The 19,062-nt window shown below is 70.4% G+C and carries 17 protein-coding genes; 5 read left to right on the forward strand and 12 right to left on the reverse strand.

Annotated features, from left to right (window positions below; all coding sequences use genetic code 11):
* The first annotated feature begins 145 nt into the window (after positions 1-145).
* Both WC555_RS05705 and WC555_RS05710 read left to right on the forward strand, forming a co-directional pair.
* A complete protein-coding gene (locus WC555_RS05705) occupies positions 146-1,978 on the forward strand; it encodes a von Willebrand factor type A domain-containing protein (RefSeq protein ID WP_373251978.1) in 1,833 nt (610 codons plus the stop codon).
* A gap of 182 nt (positions 1,979-2,160) precedes the next feature.
* The gene (locus WC555_RS05710; RefSeq protein ID WP_373251980.1) at positions 2,161-3,351 is read left to right on the forward strand and encodes a winged helix-turn-helix domain-containing protein; all 1,191 of its coding nucleotides are present in this window, start codon (positions 2,161-2,163) and stop codon (positions 3,349-3,351) included.
* A gap of 141 nt (positions 3,352-3,492) precedes the next feature.
* Here WC555_RS05710 and WC555_RS05715 read toward each other — a convergent pair whose 3' ends face one another.
* Positions 3,493-4,986: an aldehyde dehydrogenase family protein gene (locus tag WC555_RS05715; protein WP_373251983.1), complete on the reverse strand. Its 1,494-nt coding sequence runs from the start codon at positions 4,984-4,986 to the stop codon at positions 3,493-3,495.
* Positions 4,987-5,084: 98 nt separating this feature from the next.
* The gene (locus WC555_RS05720) at positions 5,085-5,465 is read right to left on the reverse strand and encodes a hypothetical protein (protein WP_373251986.1); all 381 of its coding nucleotides are present in this window, start codon (positions 5,463-5,465) and stop codon (positions 5,085-5,087) included.
* 177 nt (positions 5,466-5,642) lie between these two features.
* Here WC555_RS05720 and WC555_RS05725 point away from each other — a divergent pair, with 177 nt between their 5' ends.
* The 3 genes from WC555_RS05725 to WC555_RS05735 all read left to right on the forward strand — a co-directional run bounded on the left by WC555_RS05725 (position 5,643) and on the right by WC555_RS05735 (position 9,241).
* Positions 5,643-6,053 carry a CBS domain-containing protein gene (locus WC555_RS05725; protein ID WP_373251988.1) on the forward strand — a complete coding sequence of 137 codons (411 nt, stop codon included), beginning with the start codon at positions 5,643-5,645 and terminating at the stop codon, positions 6,051-6,053.
* 106 nt (positions 6,054-6,159) lie between these two features.
* A complete protein-coding gene (locus WC555_RS05730; protein WP_373251990.1) occupies positions 6,160-6,738 on the forward strand; it encodes a hypothetical protein in 579 nt (192 codons plus the stop codon).
* A 91-nt stretch (positions 6,739-6,829) separates the two neighbouring features.
* Positions 6,830-9,241, forward strand: coding sequence for an ATP-binding protein (locus tag WC555_RS05735; RefSeq protein ID WP_373251992.1), 2,412 nt, complete (start codon positions 6,830-6,832; stop codon positions 9,239-9,241).
* A gap of 6 nt (positions 9,242-9,247) precedes the next feature.
* On the opposite strand, the gene WC555_RS05740 is transcribed toward WC555_RS05735, so the two are convergent.
* The 10 genes from WC555_RS05740 to WC555_RS05785 form a co-directional block, all read right to left on the reverse strand.
* Positions 9,248-9,760, reverse strand: coding sequence for a periplasmic heavy metal sensor (locus WC555_RS05740; RefSeq protein ID WP_373251994.1), 513 nt, complete (start codon positions 9,758-9,760; stop codon positions 9,248-9,250).
* The gene (locus WC555_RS05745; RefSeq protein ID WP_373251996.1) at positions 9,757-10,185 is read right to left on the reverse strand and encodes a hypothetical protein; all 429 of its coding nucleotides are present in this window, start codon (positions 10,183-10,185) and stop codon (positions 9,757-9,759) included. The genes WC555_RS05740 and WC555_RS05745 overlap by 4 nt, the downstream gene beginning before the upstream one ends.
* Before the next feature lie 5 nt (positions 10,186-10,190).
* Positions 10,191-10,754, reverse strand: coding sequence for an RNA polymerase sigma factor (locus WC555_RS05750; protein ID WP_373251998.1), 564 nt, complete (start codon positions 10,752-10,754; stop codon positions 10,191-10,193).
* Positions 10,755-10,819: 65 nt separating this feature from the next.
* Complete coding sequence (locus tag WC555_RS05755; protein ID WP_373252000.1) at positions 10,820-11,464, reverse strand: EF-hand domain-containing protein; 645 nt, start codon at positions 11,462-11,464, stop codon at positions 10,820-10,822.
* A gap of 68 nt (positions 11,465-11,532) precedes the next feature.
* The gene (locus WC555_RS05760) at positions 11,533-14,421 is read right to left on the reverse strand and encodes a bifunctional [glutamine synthetase] adenylyltransferase/[glutamine synthetase]-adenylyl-L-tyrosine phosphorylase (protein WP_373252002.1); all 2,889 of its coding nucleotides are present in this window, start codon (positions 14,419-14,421) and stop codon (positions 11,533-11,535) included.
* Positions 14,418-15,821: a sensor histidine kinase gene (locus WC555_RS05765; protein WP_373252003.1), complete on the reverse strand. Its 1,404-nt coding sequence runs from the start codon at positions 15,819-15,821 to the stop codon at positions 14,418-14,420. Before WC555_RS05765 ends, WC555_RS05760 begins: the two co-directional genes overlap by 4 nt.
* Positions 15,818-16,222 carry an endonuclease domain-containing protein gene (locus WC555_RS05770; protein ID WP_373252004.1) on the reverse strand — a complete coding sequence of 135 codons (405 nt, stop codon included), beginning with the start codon at positions 16,220-16,222 and terminating at the stop codon, positions 15,818-15,820. The genes WC555_RS05765 and WC555_RS05770 overlap by 4 nt, the downstream gene beginning before the upstream one ends.
* A gap of 85 nt (positions 16,223-16,307) precedes the next feature.
* On the reverse strand, positions 16,308-16,979 hold the full coding sequence (locus WC555_RS05775) for a response regulator transcription factor (RefSeq protein ID WP_373252005.1): 672 nt from the start codon (positions 16,977-16,979) through the stop codon (positions 16,308-16,310).
* A gap of 107 nt (positions 16,980-17,086) precedes the next feature.
* A complete protein-coding gene (locus tag WC555_RS05780) occupies positions 17,087-17,341 on the reverse strand; it encodes a hypothetical protein (protein ID WP_373252006.1) in 255 nt (84 codons plus the stop codon).
* A gap of 104 nt (positions 17,342-17,445) precedes the next feature.
* Positions 17,446-19,026: a trypsin-like peptidase domain-containing protein gene (locus WC555_RS05785; protein ID WP_373252007.1), complete on the reverse strand. Its 1,581-nt coding sequence runs from the start codon at positions 19,024-19,026 to the stop codon at positions 17,446-17,448.
* Positions 19,027-19,062: the final 36 nt, after the last annotated feature.

The following is a 19,062-nucleotide window of genomic DNA, read 5'->3' on the forward strand; positions in this document are numbered from 1 at the left end:
CCTGTGAGCGTGGCTGTCCATTGTGGGGAGTGATGCGCGGTTGCGCCACCCCGCGACTGTCGAACGCCGGCCGCTGAAAACGCCACAGTTTCGCCCGAGACGGGTTTGCCTCATGCTGGACTGACAACCCAAGGGAGATGCGCCGATGACCGTCCTTCCGCTGAAGCAGGCCCTGGCCGGGGCGATGAGCCTGGCCCTCGCGTCGCCGGTCGCGCCCGGAGCCCTGGCCCAGTCCGGCGCCCGGCCGATCGATCCCGACAAACCGTCGGACGGGGTCGTCTCCGCCGCGGCCTGCGCGCCGTTCGGCTTTGTCGTGCGCGAGCCGCGCATGCTGGACAATGTGGTCGTGACGGGCAGCCGCATCACCGCCGGAGCGCCGGCGACCGGCGCGCCTCCGCCCCCGACGATGATCGCGCCGCCGCCTCCCCCTCCCCCTCCCCCGCCGCCCCGGCCGCCCGTCTCCGGCGAGACGGCGCAGTACCTGACCCGGGCGCCGGCGCTGTCGAACTCGACGGTCCCCGGCGGGCCCGTTCGCCCGCCTGTCGACACCGAACGCTATCCCGACGCCACGCCCAATCCGGTCAAACGGGTCGCCGATGAACCGGTCTCGACCTTCTCGATCGACGTCGACACGGCCAGCTATTCCAATGTGCGGCGCTTCATCGACGAGGGCCGCGCCCCGCCCGCCGACGCCGTGCGGGTCGAGGAGCTGATCAATTATTTCGACTATGGCTATGACCGCCCGACCTCGGCGACCCAGCCGTTCGCCGTCACCACGGCGGTGGCGGCCTCGCCGTGGTCGCACGGCCGCCAGATCGTGCATGTCGGCCTGCAGGGCTATGAGCTGCCCGAGGGGGAGCGGCGGCCGCTGAACCTGACCTTCATGGTCGACGTCTCCGGCTCGATGCAGTCGGCGGACAAGCTCGCGCTGGCCAAGAAGTCGATGAACCTGATCATCGACCGGCTGCGGCCGCAGGACCGGGTGGCGGTGACCTTCTACGCCTCGGACGTCGGCACCGCCGTCGGGCCGACGCCGGGCGACCAGAAGCTGAAGCTGCGCTGCGCCGTAGAGACCCTGAACGCCGGCGGCTCGACCGCCGGGGCCCAGGGCATGGTCAACGCCTACCAGCAGGCCGAGGCGGCGTTTGGCCGGGACAAGGTCAACCGCATCCTGATGTTCACGGACGGCGACTTCAACGTCGGCGTGACCGACAACCAACGGCTGGAGGACTATGTCGCCGCCAGGCGCGGGACGGGAATCTATCTGTCGGTCTACGGCTTCGGGCGCGGCAACTACCAGGACGCGCGGATGCAGACGGTCGCCCAGGCCGGGAACGGGACGGCGGCCTATGTCGACGACCTGAACGAGGCGCGGCGGCTGTTCGGTCCGGCCTTCGACCGGGGCGCCTTCCCGATCGCCGACGACGTCAAGATCCAGGTCGAGTTCAACCCGGCGCGGGTCAGCGAATACCGGCTGATCGGCTATGAGACCCGGCTGCTGAACGAGGAGGATTTCGCCAACGACCGTATCGACGCGGGCGAGGTCGGGTCCGGCGCCTCGGTGACGGCCCTGTACGAGATCACCCCGGTGGGCGGGCCCAGCCAGATTCCCGAGCGGCGCTATGACCAGAACCGGGTCGGCGTCGGCGGCGGCGATCCCGACGGCGAGGTCGGCTTCGTCCAGGTGCGCTACAAGCTGCCCGGCGAGCGGGACTCGCGGCTGATTCAGCATGTGCTGTCCAACGCCGGCGGCGGTCAGGCGAGCGCCCAGCCGCCGGAGAGCACGCGCTGGGCCATGGCCGTGGCGGCCTTCGGCCAGCGACTGCGCGGCGATCCGTGGATGGCCCCGGGCTATGGCTGGACCGACATTCTGGAACAGGCGCAGGGCGCGCGGGGGGATGACCCCTACGGCGAACGGGCGGCGTTCGTGCAGATGGTCCGGGCGGCGCAAGGCCTGCCGGCGCGGGCGCGGCCGTGACGCCCGCTTCCTTCTCCCGTTGGGAGAAGGTGGCGCGCAGCGCCGGATGAGGGTCGGCTGGTTGGAGCGGCGAAGCCGCCCCCAACAGACGACCCTCACCCTTTCGCGCAAGGACGGCGGCCTTCGGCCGTCGTGCGCTCAAGCCCTCTCCCAATGGGAGAGGGAAGGCGACATGATGCCCCGTGACCGAAACCCTCTCCCCCCAGACCGCCCGCCGCATCGCCCTGGCCGCGCAAGGCTTCGGCAGGACCCGCCCGGCCGCGCCGGGCCGGGGCCATGTGCGCGACGTCGCGCGCCGCCTCGGCGTGATCCAGATCGACAGCGTCAATGTGGTCACGCGGACCCATTATCTGCCGGGCTTCTCGCGAATGGGCGACTATCCGCGCGCGGCGCTGGAAGCCGAGGCCTGGGGGCCGCGGCGCAATCTGTTCGAATACTGGGGCCATGAGGCGTCGCTGCTGCCGCTGGAACTGCAGCCGCTGTTGCGCTGGCGGATGGAGCGGGCCCGGGGCGGGGCCATGTGGACCGGCCTGTCGCGGTTCGGGCGCGAGAAGCGCGACTATATCGACGGGGTGCTGGCCGAGATCGAGCGGCGCGGGCCGGTGACGGGCGCGGACTTCGCCGAAGGTCCGCGCGGGGCGCCGGGCTGGTGGTCATGGTCGGACGGCAAGCGGGCGCTGGAATGGCTGTTCTGGTCCGGGCTGATCACGACGAAGACGCGCAACGGGTTCGAGCGGGTCTATGACCTGACCGAACGCGCCCTGCCGGCGCGGATCATCGACCTGCCGACGCCGGACGACGCCGACGCCCAGCGCGAACTGGTCCGCATTTCCGCTCGGGCCATGGGCGCAGCCACGGCGGCGGACCTGCGGGACTATTTCCGGCTGCCGCTGGCGGATGCGCGGGAGCGGATCGCGGAGCTGGTCGAGGCGGGCGATCTGACGCCGGTCGCGGTGAAGGGCTGGCGGCAGCCGGCCTATCTGGCGGCAGGCGCGAAGACCCCGCGCAAGGTCGCCGGGTCCGCCCTGCTGTCGCCGTTCGACAATCTGATCTGGGCCCGCGACCGCACCGAACGGCTGTTCGGGGTGAAGGTGCGGCTGGAGATCTACACCCCGGCCCACAAGCGAACCCACGGCTATTACGTCCTGCCCTTCCTCGAGGACGAGGCGATCACGGCGCGGGTCGATCTGAAGTCGGACCGGCAGGCCGGGGTGCTGCGGGTGCAGGCGGCGTGGCGCGAGCCGGATGCGACGGCGGAAACGCCGGAACGGCTGGCGGCGGAGTTGCGGCGGATGGCGGGGTGGCTGGGGCTGGAGCGCGTCGAGGTGGCCGGCAAGGGCGATCTGGCGGAGGCGTTGGAGGCGGCGCTTTAGCTCTCCCTCCCCTTCATGGGGAGGGTCGATGGCGAAGCCATCGGGGTGGGGTTCGAAAGGGCCGGAGCGCGGACTGACGTACCCCACCCTGTCGTCGCTACGCGCCGACATCCCTCCCCATGAAGGGGAGGGAGAAGCGGGCTACACGTCGAACTTCACGCCCTGGGCCAGCGGCAGGCTGGTGGAGAAATTCACCGTCTGCGTCTGGCGGCGCATATAGGCCTTCCAGGCGTCAGAGCCGGATTCGCGGCCGCCGCCGGTGTCCTTCTCGCCGCCGAAGGCCCCGCCGATCTCGGCGCCGCTCGGGCCGATGTTGACGTTGGCGATGCCGCAGTCCGAGCCCCAGGCCGACAGGAAGGCCTCGGCCTCGCGCACGCTGTCGGTGAAGACGCAGGACGACAGGCCCTGGGGCACGGCGTTCTGCATCGCGACGGCCGCGTCGAAATCGGACCAGGTCAGGACGTAGAGGATCGGGGCGAAGGTTTCGTGCCGGACCACCGCAGTCTGGGCCGGCATGCGGACGATGGCCGGGCGGACATAGACGCCGTCCCGGTCGACCCGGTCGCCGCCGACGATCACCTCGCCGCCCTGTTCGACGGCCTGGGCCAGGGCCGTCTCGAAGCCGTGGGCCGCCGCGTCGTCGATCAGCGGGCCGACGAGTACGCCGTCCTCGCGCGGGTCGCCGACGGGCAGGGTCTGATAGGCCGCCTTGAGGCGCGCGATCAGGCCGTCGGCGATGCTCTCATGGACCAGCAGCCGGCGCAGGGTGGTGCAGCGCTGGCCGCAGGTGCCGACGGCCGAGAAGGCGATGGCGCGCACCGCCATGTCGAGGTCGGCGCTGGGCGTCACGATCATGGCGTTGTTGCCGCCGAGCTCCAGCAGCGACCGGCCGAGGCGGGCGGCGACCGTCTGCGCCACGGCCTTGCCCATCCGGGTCGAGCCGGTGGCGGAGACCAGGGCGATGCGCGGATCGGCGGTCAGGGTCTCGCCGGCCTCGCGCCCGCCGATGACCAGCTGGGACAGGCCTTGCGGCGCGTCGCCGAAGCGGGCCAGGGCGCGGTCGAGGATCGCCTGGGTGGCCAGCGCCGTCAGCGGCGTCTTCTCCGACGGCTTCCAGATCACCGGGTCGCCGCAGACGATGGCGAGACAGGCGTTCCAGGCCCAGACGGCGACCGGGAAGTTGAAAGCCGAAATCACCAGCACCGGGCCGAGCGGCTGCCACGTCTCGCGCATGTGGTGACCGGGCCGTTCGGAGGCGAGCGTCAGGCCGTACAGCTGGCGCGACAGGCCGACGGCGAAGTCGCAGATGTCGATCATCTCCTGCACCTCGCCGAGGCCCTCGGAGACGACCTTGCCGGCTTCAAGGGTGACGAGGCGGGCGAGATCGCCCTTCGAGGCGCGCAGTTCCTCGCCCAGCAGGCGGACCAGCTCGCCGCGACGGGGCGCCGGGACGCGCTTCCAGGCGTGGAAGGCCGCGACCGAGCGCGTGGTGACGCCGTCGATGTCCGTGGTTTCCCGCAGGGGCCCGGCGCTCGAGCCGTCGACCGGAGAACGGGTGGCTAACGTCCCGCCCCACACGGCGTCATCCACGCCCAGCCGCTGCAGGATGGCCTTCGCTTCGTTCGCCGCCGTCATCGTCGCTCTCCGGTTCGAGCGAGCGGCTTAACGGCAGAGCCCGACAAACGAAAGGCCGCCCCGTCGCCGGGGCGGCCCTCTGTTCGGCTCGCGGGGTTTTACCAGCGATCGCGGCGGTCCATCCGGAGCATGGCCTGGATGCGGTCGAGGCGATAGCTCAGGGCGGCGTACTCGCGCTGGCTCAGTCGGCCGTCGCGGGCGTACCGCCATTCCAGGCTGCGGTACTGCTGCATCTCCCAGCTCAGCCGCTGGGCCTCGCCCCGGCTGACGCGGCCGTTGTAAGCGACGCGGTTGATCTGCTGCGCCAGACGCTGGGCGCGATACTGCAGGTCATCGCCGTAGCCACGGTCGTAACCATGGCCCTGGCTGTAGCCCGGCGAGCCCACGCCGATGGAGAAGGTGACGTTCTGGGCCAGCGCCGGCGTGGCCGTCATGACCGCCGTCGCCGCCAGCGTGGAAAGCAGGGCCTTCCGGATCATGGCGGTTTTCATTGTCGTAGTCCTCATCGTTGCGATCCGCAGCGGACCGTGGACGCAGAAGACCACGCCGTGGCTGACCCGACCCTGAGGGTTTCGTTGTCCGCCAGTCATCCGGCTGAACCGGAACCGGCGGCGGGGGCGCGGGTTCTGTGGGCGACCCATCCAAGGAGAGGCCCGATGAAAATTCGCGACATCATGAGCAAGGACGTGCAGGTCGCCCGTCCCGGCGACAGCATCCAGGAAGTCGCCTCGCGTATGGCGGCCGGCGATTTCGGATTCATGCCCGTGGCCGACGGCGAGACGCTGATCGGCACGATCACCGACCGGGATCTGACGGTCCGGGCCCTGGCCCAGGGCGCCGCGCCGGGCGCCCCGGTGGTCGAATACATCACCCGCGATCCGCACACCGCCAATGCGGACGACGACCTGAAGACCGTGCTGGACGCCATGGGATCCCGACAGATCCGCCGCCTGCCGGTGCTGGACAAGGACAGCCGTCTGGTCGGCGTGGTCTCGCTGGGCGACCTGTCGACCCGCGTGAAAGAAAAATACGCCGGCGAGGCGCTGGAAGACATTTCCCGCACCTGAGTCCCGGTCAGGGTGAGGCCGGCGTTTACGTCTGCTTCACCCTTTCGCGGAACCGGCTGTTCACTCGCGCGGGCGCACTCTCGACCTTCAGGATCGGGAGACATGGATGGCGCGCGCGCAGTTCCAGAAGGGCCAGAAGGTCTGGGTCGAATGCGTCGGCGCATGGGCCCAGATCGAAAAGGTCCAGCCTGTCTGGGCCAAGGGCTTCGAGGAGCCCGTCCGCGTCACCTACGATGTCGGCCTCGGCCGGGAATTTCTGGGCCATGAACTGCTGCTGCCCACCGAGGATCCCGCCGTCAACACGGGCGAGGCCTGGCGGCTGATGCGGGCCCGCAACAAGTGGCAGAGCGCGGACGACTGCCCCCATCATCCCTTCCCCGGCACCTATCCGGTGGTCGTGACCGACAAGGCCGACTGGGGCGGGTGGCGCGTGCCCGGGGCGGAATACGACCGCGACCCTGACCAGATCGAATTCCAGGCGCGGCTGATCGCGGCCTCGCCGAAGCTGCTGGCCCTGGCCGAACGCCTCGTGGCCTCGGTGGACGAGGCGCCGGACGATGCGCCGCCGGAGCTTCAGGACCTGGCGCGGGCGGCGCGCACCGTACTGAAGACGGTCACGGACGTTCTGGCTTCGCCGACCGAGACCGTGGGCGGCCCAAACCAACGGGAAACGCAAGCCGCCTGAAACCGTTGATCGTTCCGAAGCAAGGCTCGACAGGAATCCGCGACGCAGCCTAGATTCCTCTGATCGACGTCGATTTCTGGGGGAGAGCGCCTTGCGGGGCAACGAGCGCCGCATAACCAGCGAGGGACGGCGCGCCGCGGACCGGCGCAAGGGCCCGCCGGCGTGGTTGCGCATCGCCTTGCTCACCGTCACCCTGGCCGTCGCGGCCTATGTGCTGCTGTTCGCGCGGGAAATGGTCCGGCCGGGACAGGAGGCGGACGCCCTGCGCCTGAGCGCCGTGGACCGCGAGGCCCGGCTGCTGGCCCTCGACCTCCAGACCCGCATCGCTCCCGTCCAATCCGCCGTGCGCGCCGCCGCCGTCGGATCCGGATCCCTGTCGGACATCCTGCAACGGGCCCGCGCGGGCGCGCCGGACAGCGCCTTCGCCGTTGTGGACGGGACTGGACGTCCCCTCGCGTTCACGAGAGGAGACGCCCGGCTGTTCGCCTCCGCGGCCGGCCAGCCGCAGCTGAGCGCCGACCGCCGCGCCGTGCTGGTCTCCAGCCCGCTTGAAGGCGGACGCCGGCTGGTCGGCCGCGCGCCCCTGCCGTCGCTGGCCGCGCAGGACGGCGTCAACCGCACGGTTCTGGCCGGCCCGGACACGCTGCTGATCGGCGCGGGCGCGGACGCCGCCGCGCTGGGCTTGTCCGCCGCGCCCGTGGCCGCCAACGGCCAGGGCGTCACCCTGCGCAGCGACGGACACGCCATCCGCCGCACGGGCGTCCCGGTCGGGGATACCGGGCTGATCGCCGTGGCCTCGACGCCGGTCACCGTCGGCGCGGGCGCCTTGATGGACGACGTCTGGGTGCTGACCGCGCCGGTCGGGATCGGCGCTTTCGTCGTTCTGCTGGTGCTTCTGCTGCAACGCCGTCAGCAAGGCATCAGCCGTGAATGGGCGGCCTCCGAACAGCGCTTCCGCGGCGCGGTCGAGGCGGCCCGGTGCGGCGTCTGGGAATGGGACACTGACAGCGAGACGGTCACCATCTCGGACTATATGGCCCAGCTGATGGGACTGGAGCAGCGCGGCGCGGTTACGGCCGAAGAGATGCTGGCCCGGATTCACCCGCGCTATCACGAGGCGGTGCTGCACGCCCTGCGCCAGGCCCAGACCTTCGGCGCCTTCGACGTCAGCTTCCCCGTGGCGGACGCCCAGGGCAAGGCGCGCTGGATCGACGCGCGCGGTCAGGCGCGGGGCGACCGGGGCGACGAGGGTTTCACCAGCGTGCTGGGCGTGGCGCTCGACACGACAGAGGCCCGCCGCGCCAAGGCCCAGGCCCAGGCCGCCGAAAGCCGGCTGCGCGACGGGATCGAGAGCGTGTCCGACGCCTTCGTCCTGTTCGACAAACACGGCCGGCTGATCCTGTCCAACCAGGCGTTCCAGGACGCCTTCGGCTTCGAGGAGGGCGTCGTTCGCCGCGGCGCCTTGAAGCAGGACCTGAACCGGATCGCCGCCCTGGCCATCACCTCGGACCAGCCGGCGACGGGCGGACGGGCGGGCGCCCGCGAGATCGAGCTGAACGACGGGCGCTGGCTGCAACTGGTCGAGCGTTTCACCTCGGACGGCGGCTCGGTCGTCACGGCCGCGGACATCACCGCCATCAAGCGCAAGGAGGCCGAGCGGCAGCGCGCCACCGAACGGCTGCACGTCACCATCACCGAGCTGGAAGACCGCGAGGAGCGGCTGTCGCTGCTGGCGCGGAAATACGAGGTGGCCATGACCCGGGCCGAGGCCGCCAACCAGGCCAAGTCGGAGTTCCTGGCCAATATGAGCCACGAGCTGCGCACCCCTTTGAACGCCATCAACGGCTTCTCGGAAATCATGGCGGGCGAGATGTTCGGACCGCTGGGCGACGCCCGGTACAAGGGCTACGCCGCCGACATCCTGAGGTCCGGCCAGCACCTGCTGAGCCTGATCAACGACATCCTCGACATGGCCAAGATCGAGGCCGGCAAGCTGACGCTGCACTATGAGACCGTGTCGCTGAAGGACGTGGTCGACGACGCGACCCGTCTGATGCGCGGCAGGATCCAGGAGGCGGGGCTGAACCTGCTGGTCGACGCGCCCGACCTGCCCGAGATCGACGCCGACTACCGCGGCCTGAAACAGGTGGTCCTGAACCTGATCTCGAACGCGGTGAAGTTCACGCCGGAGGGCGGCGACATCGTCGTGGCCCTGTCGCGCGAGGACGACGACCGGGTTCGGCTGGCCGTGACCGACACCGGCATCGGCATCGCGGCCAAGGATCTGGACCGGCTGGCGCGGCCGTTCGAACAGGTCGAGGGCCAGCATTCCAAAACCACCCAGGGCACCGGCCTGGGCCTTGCCCTGACCAAGTCGCTGATCGAACTGCACGGCGGCGTCCTGACCATCGCCAGCGAACCCGGGCAGGGAACCACGGTGGGCTTCGTCCTGCCGATCCGGCGCGCTGACGGCGGCCGGACGGAGCAGGCCCGCGCGGCCTGAGTCCGGTCAGCCGGCCGGAGTCGGGGCCATGCCGTCAGCCGGACGCCGGCCGTCCTCCCGCACCACGACCCGACCCCGGCGGGTGAGGATTTCCGACAGGGCCTTGCGATCCGCCGGCTCCAGGGTGTCGAGGACGGCGACGGCGTTGGCCTCAAGCCGGCCGCGGCCGCGAAGCTCGGCGTTGCGCGACTCCGACAGCAGGGTCGTGACCCGGGCGCTGTCGAAACTGTCGGACCGGGCGATCCGGACGGCCTCGCGCCGCTTCTGGCGGGCTTCCTCGAAATCGGGGCGGGCGGTCAGGGCCGATTCCCGCAGGGTGTCGCGCACGCGATCGCGGACGGCCGGATCCAGCTGGCCGATCAACGCCATGGGCGAGTTCGCGCGGGGCGGGCGGTGCTGCGCCTCGACCCGCTTTTCAACCTGGGCGCGGGTGACCAGCAGGCTGGCGCCGGCGGCGACGGCGAACAGGTTCAGGGCGACCGAGGCGGCCAGGACGATCTTCAGCGTTCGGGACGTCATCCCAGCACCTCGGTGTCGTCCACGCCCATCAACGAGGCCTGATACAGGATCGCTTCAGCCTGGGCGTCGGCTGTCAGGTGAGTGGTCATCATGACGCCCGCGGCCACACCCGCGCAGGCGGCGACGGCCCAGCCGGCGCCGAAAGCCAGGGTCAGACGGTCCAGCCAGCGGCGGCCTTCGCGGCGGGCTTTCAGACCCGCCCCGGCGGCCGAGGCGATGACGCGGTCGCGCAGCGCCATCGAGGGATGGGCGACGCGCGACAGGTGCAGCAGGTCGTCCACCGCATTCGCCTCGACGAGGGCCCCGCGCACGGCTTCGGGATGGGCCGCGGCAAAGGCCTGGGCCGCCGCGCGCTCGTCTTCAGGCCAGCGCCGGGCGTCGGCGCCCCAGGCGGCGATCAGGGCGAGGAACCGTTCGGATGTCATCGCTCTCAACCTCCTTCAGTCCCCGGCCGGATATCGGCCAGGGTCAGTCTCAAAGCCCGCCGTCCACGCGACAACAGACTTTCCAGCGCATCGACGCTGACCTCCATCAGGGCCGCGGCCTCGATATTGGTCAGCTCCTGATAATGGCACAGAACGACCGCCTCGCGCTGTCGCTCGGGCAGATGCGCCAGCGCGGCGTTCACCCGCGACCCCACGTCCGCCGCCATCAGGCCCCGGTCCGGCGACGGCCCTTCGTCGGGCCGGTCCGGCGGAGACGCCGTCGGCGCCTCGCGCCGCCGGCGCAGCCGGTCGTAGCAGAGGTTCAGGCCGACCCGGTGCAGCCAGGTGTCGAACTTGGCCTGACCGGGCGTCCAGCGGGGCGCCTGTTTCCAGGCCCGCAGCATGGCGTCCTGGGCGACATCCTCGGCCTCGGCCGCATCGCCCAGCATGCGTTGGGCGAGCGCCAGCATCCGCGGCAGCTTGCGCGCCACCATGGCCTGAATGGCCGCGGGGTCGCCCTGACCCACGCGGCGCACCAGGTCCTCGTCTGGGTCGGCGATCAACGCCAATCCGGCCCTCTCCCGTCGTTCGCGAAAGGGTCAGTCGGTCCATGACCGTCGCCCCTGACATCACCCTACTCCGAAGCGGGCGCCGGAGGCGACGCCTGCCGCTGGCCCTGACGGGCGGCGCGACGTTCTGTCATCCGCTCGTGGCGCCGTTCGCGCCCGGCCTGCATTCCCGCGTGGCGTTCGGCGACGGTGATGAAGCCGTCCCGGTCCGCGTCCAGACGCGTGAACGCCTGTTCGGCCTTGCCCTGGGCCTCGGCGATCGAGACCGGGCCGCGCTGGCCTGCGCCTTGACCATGGTGGGCCATCCGGCCGGCGCCCCGATGCATGCGGGCCGCACCGGCGCCGCGGTCCGGACGGGCTTCGGCGCGCGCGGCGTGCGCGGCGTCGAACTCGGCGCGGCTGATGGCGCCGTCGCTGTTCGCGTCCAGACCCTGGAAGCGGGCGTCGGCGCGTCCGGCCATGCGCGCCTGGGCGACGGCGCGCATTTCCTCCGGCGTGACCGAACCGTCGCGATTGGCGTCGGCGGCGGTCAGGCGTTGCACGCGTTGACCGACGAACTCGGCCTGGCTGATGCGGCTGTCGCCGTCAGCGTCGGCGCGCATGGCCCGGGGCCCGGGGGCCTGGGTCGCGCCCTGCTGGGCCACGGCGACGCCCCCTGCGGCGGCGAGGGTCAGGGCGGCGAGCGCGCCGGCCATAACGGTCTTTTTCATCACATGATCTCCATGGCCGCCTGGTGCGGCCGCTGTGTCCCTGTCTGGAGAGTGAAACGGCCGGCGCGTCAGTCTCCGTCGCGGAGCGCCGGCAGGGCGCTTTCGAAGGCGGCGCGCGCGGCGATCCGGGCCTCGGCCAGGCGGGCTTTCAGGGCGTCGAAATCGGCCACGCCGGCCGCCTCGGCCAGACGGCGCCGGAAACCCTGGGGCTCGTGATCCGGATCCGGCCTGTCGTCGAAGGCGGCGCTCAGGATCTGGTTCAGCGCCTGCTGCAGCCGCCAGGCCGAGGCGAGGGCCGGCTGATCCGACAGGGCTTCCAGCGTCGACACCGTCAGCGGGCCGCCCTCCGCCGCCCTGGCCACCTGCCGGGCCTGGGCGACGAACTCGGCGTCGACCTGGCCGCCGGGTGAGAGCTTCAGGTCCCAGGCGCCCTGCCCCGGCCGCTCGCGGGCCATAAGGTCGCGCATGCGCCGGGCGTCCGCGGCGACGTCCGCACCCGGGCGAGGACGACGCAGGATGGCCTCGATGGCCGCCTCCACCCGCGCGCCGAATGCGGGGTCGTCGGTCCAGACCACCCGCGCCCGGGTCAGGGCCATGAACTCCCAGGTGTCGGCCTCGGAGGCGTAGTAATCCTTGATCGCCTCCAGCCGCAGGGACACCGGCCCCTTGGCCGCGCCGGGGCGCAGCCGCATATCGACCTCGTAGAGCCCGCCCTCGGCCGTATGCGCCGACAGGGCCGCGATCAGCCGTTGGGTGAAGCGGGAATAGAAGACGCCGGCAGCCCAGCCCTTGCCGTCCGATACGGCCTCGTCAGGCGCGTCGTACACCGTCATCAGGTCAAGGTCCGAGCTGGCGGTCATCTCGCGCGACCCGGCCTTGCCGAGGGCGATCACGGCCGCCGCGCCGCCCGGCAGGGCCCCGCCCTGACGCACCGCCTCGGCCATGGCGGCGGGCGCCAGGGCGGCGATGACGGCGTCGGCGAGCGCGGTGTACGCCCGCCCCGCGATCCCGGGATCGGCGCGGCCGCTCAGGGTCTGGATGCCGATGCGGAACATCTGGTCCCGATGCATCCGCCGCGCCGCGTCGAGGGCGGATTCAAAATCGGGCGCCGCGGCGACCTCGGCCATCAGCTGGTCCGCCACGCCGGACTCCTCGTCGATGACCTGGTCGAAGCGGGCGTCCAGCATGCTGTCCAGCGCCGCGGGGTAGCGGCCGAGGGTGCGGGCGAGGCGGGGCGCGAAGGCCATCATCCCCACCACCTGTTCGAACAGCCTGGGCTGGGCCAGGAACAGGGCCTGGACCTGCACGCCGGCGTTGAGCCCGGCGAAGAAGACCGCGAACCGACGGAAGGCGGCGTTGGGCGCGCCGGTGTCGGCGAGCAAGGTCAGCAGGCGGGGGGCCAGGCGGGTGAACAGCTCCCGCCCACGCGCCGAGCGGGTCGCGGGGATGCGGCCGTGGTGCCAGCTGCGGATCGTATCGGCGATGCCGGCCGGTTCGTCGAACCCCATCCGCGCCAGCGTGACCAGGGTCTCGGGGTCGTTCTCGACGCCCGTGAAAACCAGCGAGCCCCAGGGGGACGACAGCGACTCCCCGCCCTCGAACAGCTCGCCGTAGCGGCGATTGACGCCGACCAGAACGGCCTCGACCCCGGCGTCGAAGGCGGCGAGATCGCCCTGTCCGGCCAGGGCCGCGACCGCGGCCCGGCGGACGGGATCGACCGGCAGGATGTGCGTCTGTTCGTCGTCGAGCATCTGCACGCGATGCTCGAGGCCGCGCAGGGTCCGGTAGCTGGCGACCAGCTCGGCGCAGGCCTCGGCGCTGACATGGCCGGCGTCGCGCAGGAGGGCGAGCGCCTCCACCGTGCGGGGATGGCGCAGGACGGGGTCGCGCCCGCCGAGAATCAGCTGCTGGGTCTGGGCGAAGAATTCGATCTCGCGGATGCCGCCCCGGCCCAGTTTCAGATTGGCGCCGGCGGCGTCCAGACCTTCGCCGGTCTTGTGCACGTGGATCTGCCGCTTGATCGACTGGATGTCGAGGATGGCGGGGAAGTCGAGGCTGCGCCGCCAGATGAAGGGCGTCAGGGCCTTCAGGAAGTCGCGCCCCGCGCCGATATCGCCCAGCATGGCCCGGGCCTTGATGAAGGCGGCCCGCTCCCAGTTCTGGCCGACGCCTTCATAGTAGGACAGGGCGAAGGGCGTGGCGACGACGGGCGGGGTCGAGGACGGATCGGGCCGCAGCCTCAGATCGACGCGGAAGACATAGCCGTCGCCGGTCCGCTCCTGCATCAGGGACGACAGGGCCTGGGCGATGCGGTCGAGGAATTTCTGCGGCTCGACGCCCTCGGTCAGGGCGTCCTGCAGCGCCTCGGGCTCCCAGAACAGGCTGATGTCGATGTCGGAGGAGTAGTTGAGCTCGAAGGCGCCGTGCTTGCCCATGGCGAGGCCGAACAGGCCGGGGATCGGGCCGCGCGGATCATCCGCGGCCGAGATCAGCTTGCCGCGCTCGCGCTGATCGTGAGCCACGGCGCGCAGGGCGGCCCGGGTCGAGACGTCGGCGAACCGGCTGAGGGCCGAGGTGACCGCGTCCAGATCCCAGACCCCGCCGAGATCGCACAGGGCGGTCAGCAGATGGAGCTCGCCCTTCAGCCGCCGCAGGGGCGCGCGGATGTCGTCGGCGCCGCCGGTCAGGGCTTCGGCCGCCGCCAGGATGTCCGACAGGCGTGGATCGGGCCCGTCCTCGAGGACCGCGCGCAGGCGCTCGGGCCAGCGTCGCGCGAGGCCGAACAGATAGGGCGAGGCGGCGAACACAGGGGCCAGCGCGGGCCATGCGGCTTCGAGGGTCGAGGTCCAGCCGCCCTCCCCCGCCGGTTCGATGAGCCGTTCGTAAGCCCGGGCGGCGGCGGCGGCGTCGACGACCGGGCCGCAGGCGCCCAGGCGCGGGCCGGGGGCGACGGTCATTCCGCCGCCGGCAGGACCAGCGCCACCCGCAGGCCCGGTCCGAAGCCGCCATAGGCGCCGGGCCCCTCGTCCAGAATGATGCGCCCTCCGTGCGCCTCCATCACCGCGCCGACGAGGGACAGGCCCAGACCCGAACCGGCCTCGGTGCGGCTGTTGTCCAGACGCACGAACCGTTCGATGACCCGTTCGCGGTCCTCTTCGGGCACGCCGGGGCCGGTGTCGGTGACGGAAAATTCGATCTCGCCCGACGACCGCCGGCGGGCCCGCAGCATGACGGCGCCGCCGGTCGGGGTGTATTTGATAGCGTTGTCGATGATGTTGGCCAGGGCCTGGGCCAGGAAGGGCTGGTTGCCCTCGATCATCAGGCCGCGCTCGATCTCGGCCGAGAACTCCAGCCCCTTGTCCTCGCTGGCGGGCTCGTAGAGTTCGGCCATGTCGGCGGCCAGGTCGGCGGCGTCGAACACCTTCGGGTCGGGCGTGCGGCCCGCCGCCGCCTGCAGCCGGGCGATGGCCAGGACGGTGTTGAAGGTCTTCAGCAGGCTGTCGGCCTCGTCCAGCGCCAGCTGCACGGCGTCGACGCCGTCGATCTTGCCGGCCTCGGCGTCCATCAGGGCCACCTCCAGCTTGGCCCGCATCCGCGTCAGGGGCGAGCGCAGGTCATGGGCGATGGCGTCGCCGGCGTGGCGGATCGAGGCCATCGATCCTTCCAGCCGGTCCAGCATGGTGTTCAGCCCGGCGCCCAGTTCATCCAGCTCGTCGCCCGAGTTCCGGACCGGGACCCGCGCCTTGAGGTCGCCCTCCTGCACGGCGGTGACGACCTTGCCGAGGCGTCCCATGGAGCGTTCGAGGTTGCGGCTGACCAGAATGCCGCCCGCGAGGCCGAGCAGGAGCACGATACCCATGGCGGCCCAAAGAGCCTGGGTCAGGCGGGCCAGATAGGCCTCGGTGTCGATAAGCGAGGCCCCGACAAACAGCATCTCACCGCCCGCCAGCCGCACCTGCACGCCGCGAACCGGGGGCCGGACCACAGTCCCGTCGGGCAGGGTGTCCGTGAACGGGAAGGTGATCCACTGGCGCTCCCCCTCGAAGGTTTCGAAGGGGGATATGCTGAGGCTGCCGGTAATCCGGTCGCCGTCCTTGTCCATCAACAGATATTCGTAGCGGCCGGTCAGCGTGCGGTCGATCACCGCCATATTCAGGGCGTCCAGCCCACGCGCGTCGTAGATGCCGGTCAGCACCTGCATCTCGCCGCGCACGTCCCGCTCGGCCTTGGTGCGCGCCTCCTCCGCCGAGGCGTAATAGACCCAGGCCAGGATCGCGCTGGCCGCCGCCGCGAACAGGGCGAGGAACAGCAGCGTCAGCCGGAAGGGCGTGCGGCGAAGGAGGGAGGGGAGTTTCATAGATCGTCTTCTCCCTCCCCCTTGTGGGGAGGGTGGTCGTCGCGAAGCGGCGACCGGGTGGGGGCGGCTCGGCAGAGCGCCCGCACGCTCTCGATCACGCCGTCGATATCATCCCGAACCGTTTCGTTGGGCACTCGCAACGTCTGGAAACCTTCACCAGCCAGAACCGCGTCTCGCACGCGATCCTTCCGCCCTCGGTCCTCATTGTAATGGGACGATCCATCTACCTCGACAACCAGGCGCCGATCGAAACAGACAAAATCGAGGATGTAGCCCCGTACTGGCGCCTGGCGGCGAAAGTGAAACCCTTCCTTCCGGAGCGGCCGCAGGAACACCCACAACCTCGCTTCAGCGGGCGTAAGAGCCTTTCGCATGGCGCGGGCGCGAGCAACGATGGCCATGGCGCCGAGCCCTCCCCACCCGGCTGCCGCTTCGCGGCAGCCACCCTCCCCACAAGGGGGAGGGAGATTGAAACTCATCCACCCGTCAGGGCTCCAGCCGGTAGCCCGCTCCGCGTACGGTCTGCAGCATGGCGTGATCGAAACCCTTGTCGATCTTGGCGCGCAGCCGGCTGATGTGGACGTCGATGACATTGGTCTGGGGGTCGAAATGATATTCCCAGACCTTCTCCAGCAGCATGGTGCGGGTCACCGACTGGCCGGCGTGGCGCATCAGGAACTCCAGCAGCTGGAATTCGCGCGGCTGCAGGTCGATCTCGCGGCCCGAGCGGTGCACGGACCGGGAAATGAGGTTCATCTCCAGATCGCCGACCTTCAGCATGGTGGCGACCGAGCCGGTCTCGCGACGGCGCGACAGGGCCTCGACGCGGGCGATCAGCTCGGAGAAGGCGTAGGGCTTGACCAGATAGTCGTCGGCGCCGGCCTTGAGGCCGGTGACGCGGTCCTCGACCTCGCCGAGGGCGGAGAGGAACAGCACCGGAGTCTGGTCGCCGTCCTTGCGCAGGGTCTCGACCATGCCGATGCCGTCGAGGCGGGGCATCATGCGGTCGACGACATAGACGTCATAGCCGCCCTTCTGGGCCTCCAGCAGGCCGAAGGCGCCGTCGACGGCGTGGGTGGGCTCATGGCCCGCCTCTGTCAGGCCACGGACCATCGCGGTCGCGGCCTCGGCGTCGTCCTCGACCACCAGAATACGCATGGAATCAGCCCCTCAGATGCGGAATCGCCGCCGATGTTAGCGCATCGGCGGCGACTTGGTCACCTCAGCGGGGCCATGTCGATCAGCAGCGTCGCTGCCGGCGCGCCCTACGCGTAAACGGGACCAGTTCCGTCAGTTTTCCAATAACCGTACGTCAAGCTTCCAGCGGAAGACGAAATCGTTACTTCGCAGTATTTTGCAATTTTTCCAGTGTCAGGATGATGATTGTAGTAACACCATTCGGTTGTTGTCGTCTCGTCTCCGACTTGCTGCTGATGCTCTTGAGCAACCGCAGGCGCCGCAAGGATCGCTGATGTGAAGCCGAGCAACAGGCCAAGCCGTTTCATACGGATTTTCAGCATGCTCTTCCTCCAGACAATTATCCCGTCAGAGGCCTCCGCGCCTCCACCTGCAACGCTGACGTAACACCCCAGAGTTGTCGACGGGTTCACGGAGAGTTGAAGCTCTAGTTCTCCGCAAAGCGAAGGACCACGGTGCCGCGTTGACCGGCCGCGCTAAGGAACAGAAGAAGGCTCGGACGGCCGGCGCGTTTGGCGTCCGCAACGGCGGCCGACAGATCGGCCGGGGATTGAACCTTCCGGGTCCCCGCGCCCACGATGACAATTCCCGGCTGCAGAATCTGGGTGCGGGCTGCGGGCGTTCCGCGCTCGACCCCGGAGATCAGGACCCCTGTCGTCTCGGCCGGGACGCCATAGCGCGATCGCAATGTGTCGGTCAGCGGCACGACCGTCATTCCTTCCACCACGTCGCCCCGCACGGCGGGCGGCGTGTCCGGCGTCACCGCGCCGCCTCCGCCGGCCTGCTGGGCGTCGAGCTCCGCTTCCGAAGGTCGCGTGCCGGTTCGGACGTTGATCGAACGCCGCCGACCATCGCGTATGACGTTCAGCTCAATGCTCTCGCCCGGACGAGAACCGCTCACCGCGCGCGTGGCCTCGGTTCCGTTGGAAACGGGCTTGCCATCGACACCCACCAGAAGATCGCCCTCCCGAACGCCGGCTCGATCGGCCGGTGCGCCAGGGGTGATCGACGCTACATAGGCGCCCTTGAAATCGCGAGGTTGCCCCAGCCCCTCCCAATCGTCGGGCCCGAACGTCTGCAGTGTAAGACCAACATATCCACGCGCGATCGAACCCTTCTCGATCAATTCCCTGGTTACGGAATTCGCGACGGATGCAGGAATGGCGAAGCCGATGCCGACAGACCCGCCCGTGGGGCTGGGCGAATAGATCGCCGAGTTCACGCCGATGACCCGGCCGTAGATATCAAACGTCGGCCCCCCCGAGTTACCGGTGTTTATGGCCGCATCGATCTGGAGGTAGTCGACGAAGCCCCGGTCGGTCCGGTCCAGCGCACCACCTTGGCGAGCCGTCGCGGAAACGATCCCCGCCGTCGCCGTGCCGCCGAGCCCGAACGGGTTGCCGACGGCGATAACCCAGTCTCCAACGCGGGGCTGGGCGGACTCCTCGAAATTGACGAAGGGGAAGTCGTTGCCTTCGACCTTGATCACCGCCAGGTCTGTCGCCTCGTCGCGGCCAACCAGACGCCCGTCCAGTTCGCGGCCGTCGGCCAGCTTTACCTTGATCTCGGTGGCGTCGGCGACGACGTGGTTGTTGGTGACGATGAAGCCGTTGGCGGCGATGAAGAAGCCCGAGCCGGCGCCCATGGCGGTCGCGGCGCCCTCGTCGTCCGCGCCGTCTTCGTTATCCTGACCGCCGCCGGGGTTCGGAATCGCGAAGGGGAGGCCCGGAATCTGGATCATGTTGGGACGCGCGATCCGCGTCTTGACCTCGATCTGCACCACGGCGGGGGCGACCTGCTGGAAGATGTCGGCGAAGCTGAGCGGCGCGCCCTGCGGCGGCGCGAAGGCCAGGCCCGAGCCGCCGGCGCTGGGCGCCAGACGGCCGCTGACGCCCGCGACGGGGCTCGCCTCGGCGGTCGGCCAGTCGATCACCCCGCCCGCGGTGGCGGCGGCGGCGAAGGCGAGGCCGGCGACGGCCCCCAGCATGAATTCCTTGCGCTTCATCATGGAGTTCTTTGCGATCCTTTTCGGGCGTGAACCGCC

The sequence above is a fragment of the Brevundimonas sp. genome (assembly GCF_041648615.1).
Lineage (GTDB): Bacteria > Pseudomonadota > Alphaproteobacteria > Caulobacterales > Caulobacteraceae > Brevundimonas.

Excerpts from the sequence above, each read along its gene's own strand:
- WC555_RS05740 (WP_373251994.1), bottom strand. The coding sequence starts at position 9,760 with ATGACGTCCCGAACGCTGAAGATCGTCCTGGCCGCCTCGGTCGCCCTG.
- WC555_RS05715 (WP_373251983.1), bottom strand. The coding sequence starts at position 4,986 with ATGACGGCGGCGAACGAAGCGAAGGCCATCCTGCAGCGGCTGGGCGTG.
- WC555_RS05720 (WP_373251986.1), bottom strand. The coding sequence starts at position 5,465 with ATGATCCGGAAGGCCCTGCTTTCCACGCTGGCGGCGACGGCGGTCATG.
- WC555_RS05755 (WP_373252000.1), bottom strand. The coding sequence starts at position 11,464 with ATGAAAAAGACCGTTATGGCCGGCGCGCTCGCCGCCCTGACCCTCGCC.
- WC555_RS05780 (WP_373252006.1), bottom strand. The coding sequence starts at position 17,341 with ATGCTGAAAATCCGTATGAAACGGCTTGGCCTGTTGCTCGGCTTCACA.
- WC555_RS05745 (WP_373251996.1), bottom strand. The coding sequence starts at position 10,185 with ATGACATCCGAACGGTTCCTCGCCCTGATCGCCGCCTGGGGCGCCGAC.
- WC555_RS05705 (WP_373251978.1), top strand. The coding sequence starts at position 146 with ATGACCGTCCTTCCGCTGAAGCAGGCCCTGGCCGGGGCGATGAGCCTG.
- WC555_RS05765 (WP_373252003.1), bottom strand. The coding sequence starts at position 15,821 with ATGAAACTCCCCTCCCTCCTTCGCCGCACGCCCTTCCGGCTGACGCTG.
- WC555_RS05760 (WP_373252002.1), bottom strand. The coding sequence starts at position 14,421 with ATGACCGTCGCCCCCGGCCCGCGCCTGGGCGCCTGCGGCCCGGTCGTC.
- WC555_RS05725 (WP_373251988.1), top strand. The coding sequence starts at position 5,643 with ATGAAAATTCGCGACATCATGAGCAAGGACGTGCAGGTCGCCCGTCCC.
- WC555_RS05785 (WP_373252007.1), bottom strand. The coding sequence starts at position 19,026 with ATGATGAAGCGCAAGGAATTCATGCTGGGGGCCGTCGCCGGCCTCGCC.
- WC555_RS05775 (WP_373252005.1), bottom strand. The coding sequence starts at position 16,979 with ATGCGTATTCTGGTGGTCGAGGACGACGCCGAGGCCGCGACCGCGATG.
- WC555_RS05770 (WP_373252004.1), bottom strand. The coding sequence starts at position 16,222 with ATGGCCATCGTTGCTCGCGCCCGCGCCATGCGAAAGGCTCTTACGCCC.
- WC555_RS05730 (WP_373251990.1), top strand. The coding sequence starts at position 6,160 with ATGGCGCGCGCGCAGTTCCAGAAGGGCCAGAAGGTCTGGGTCGAATGC.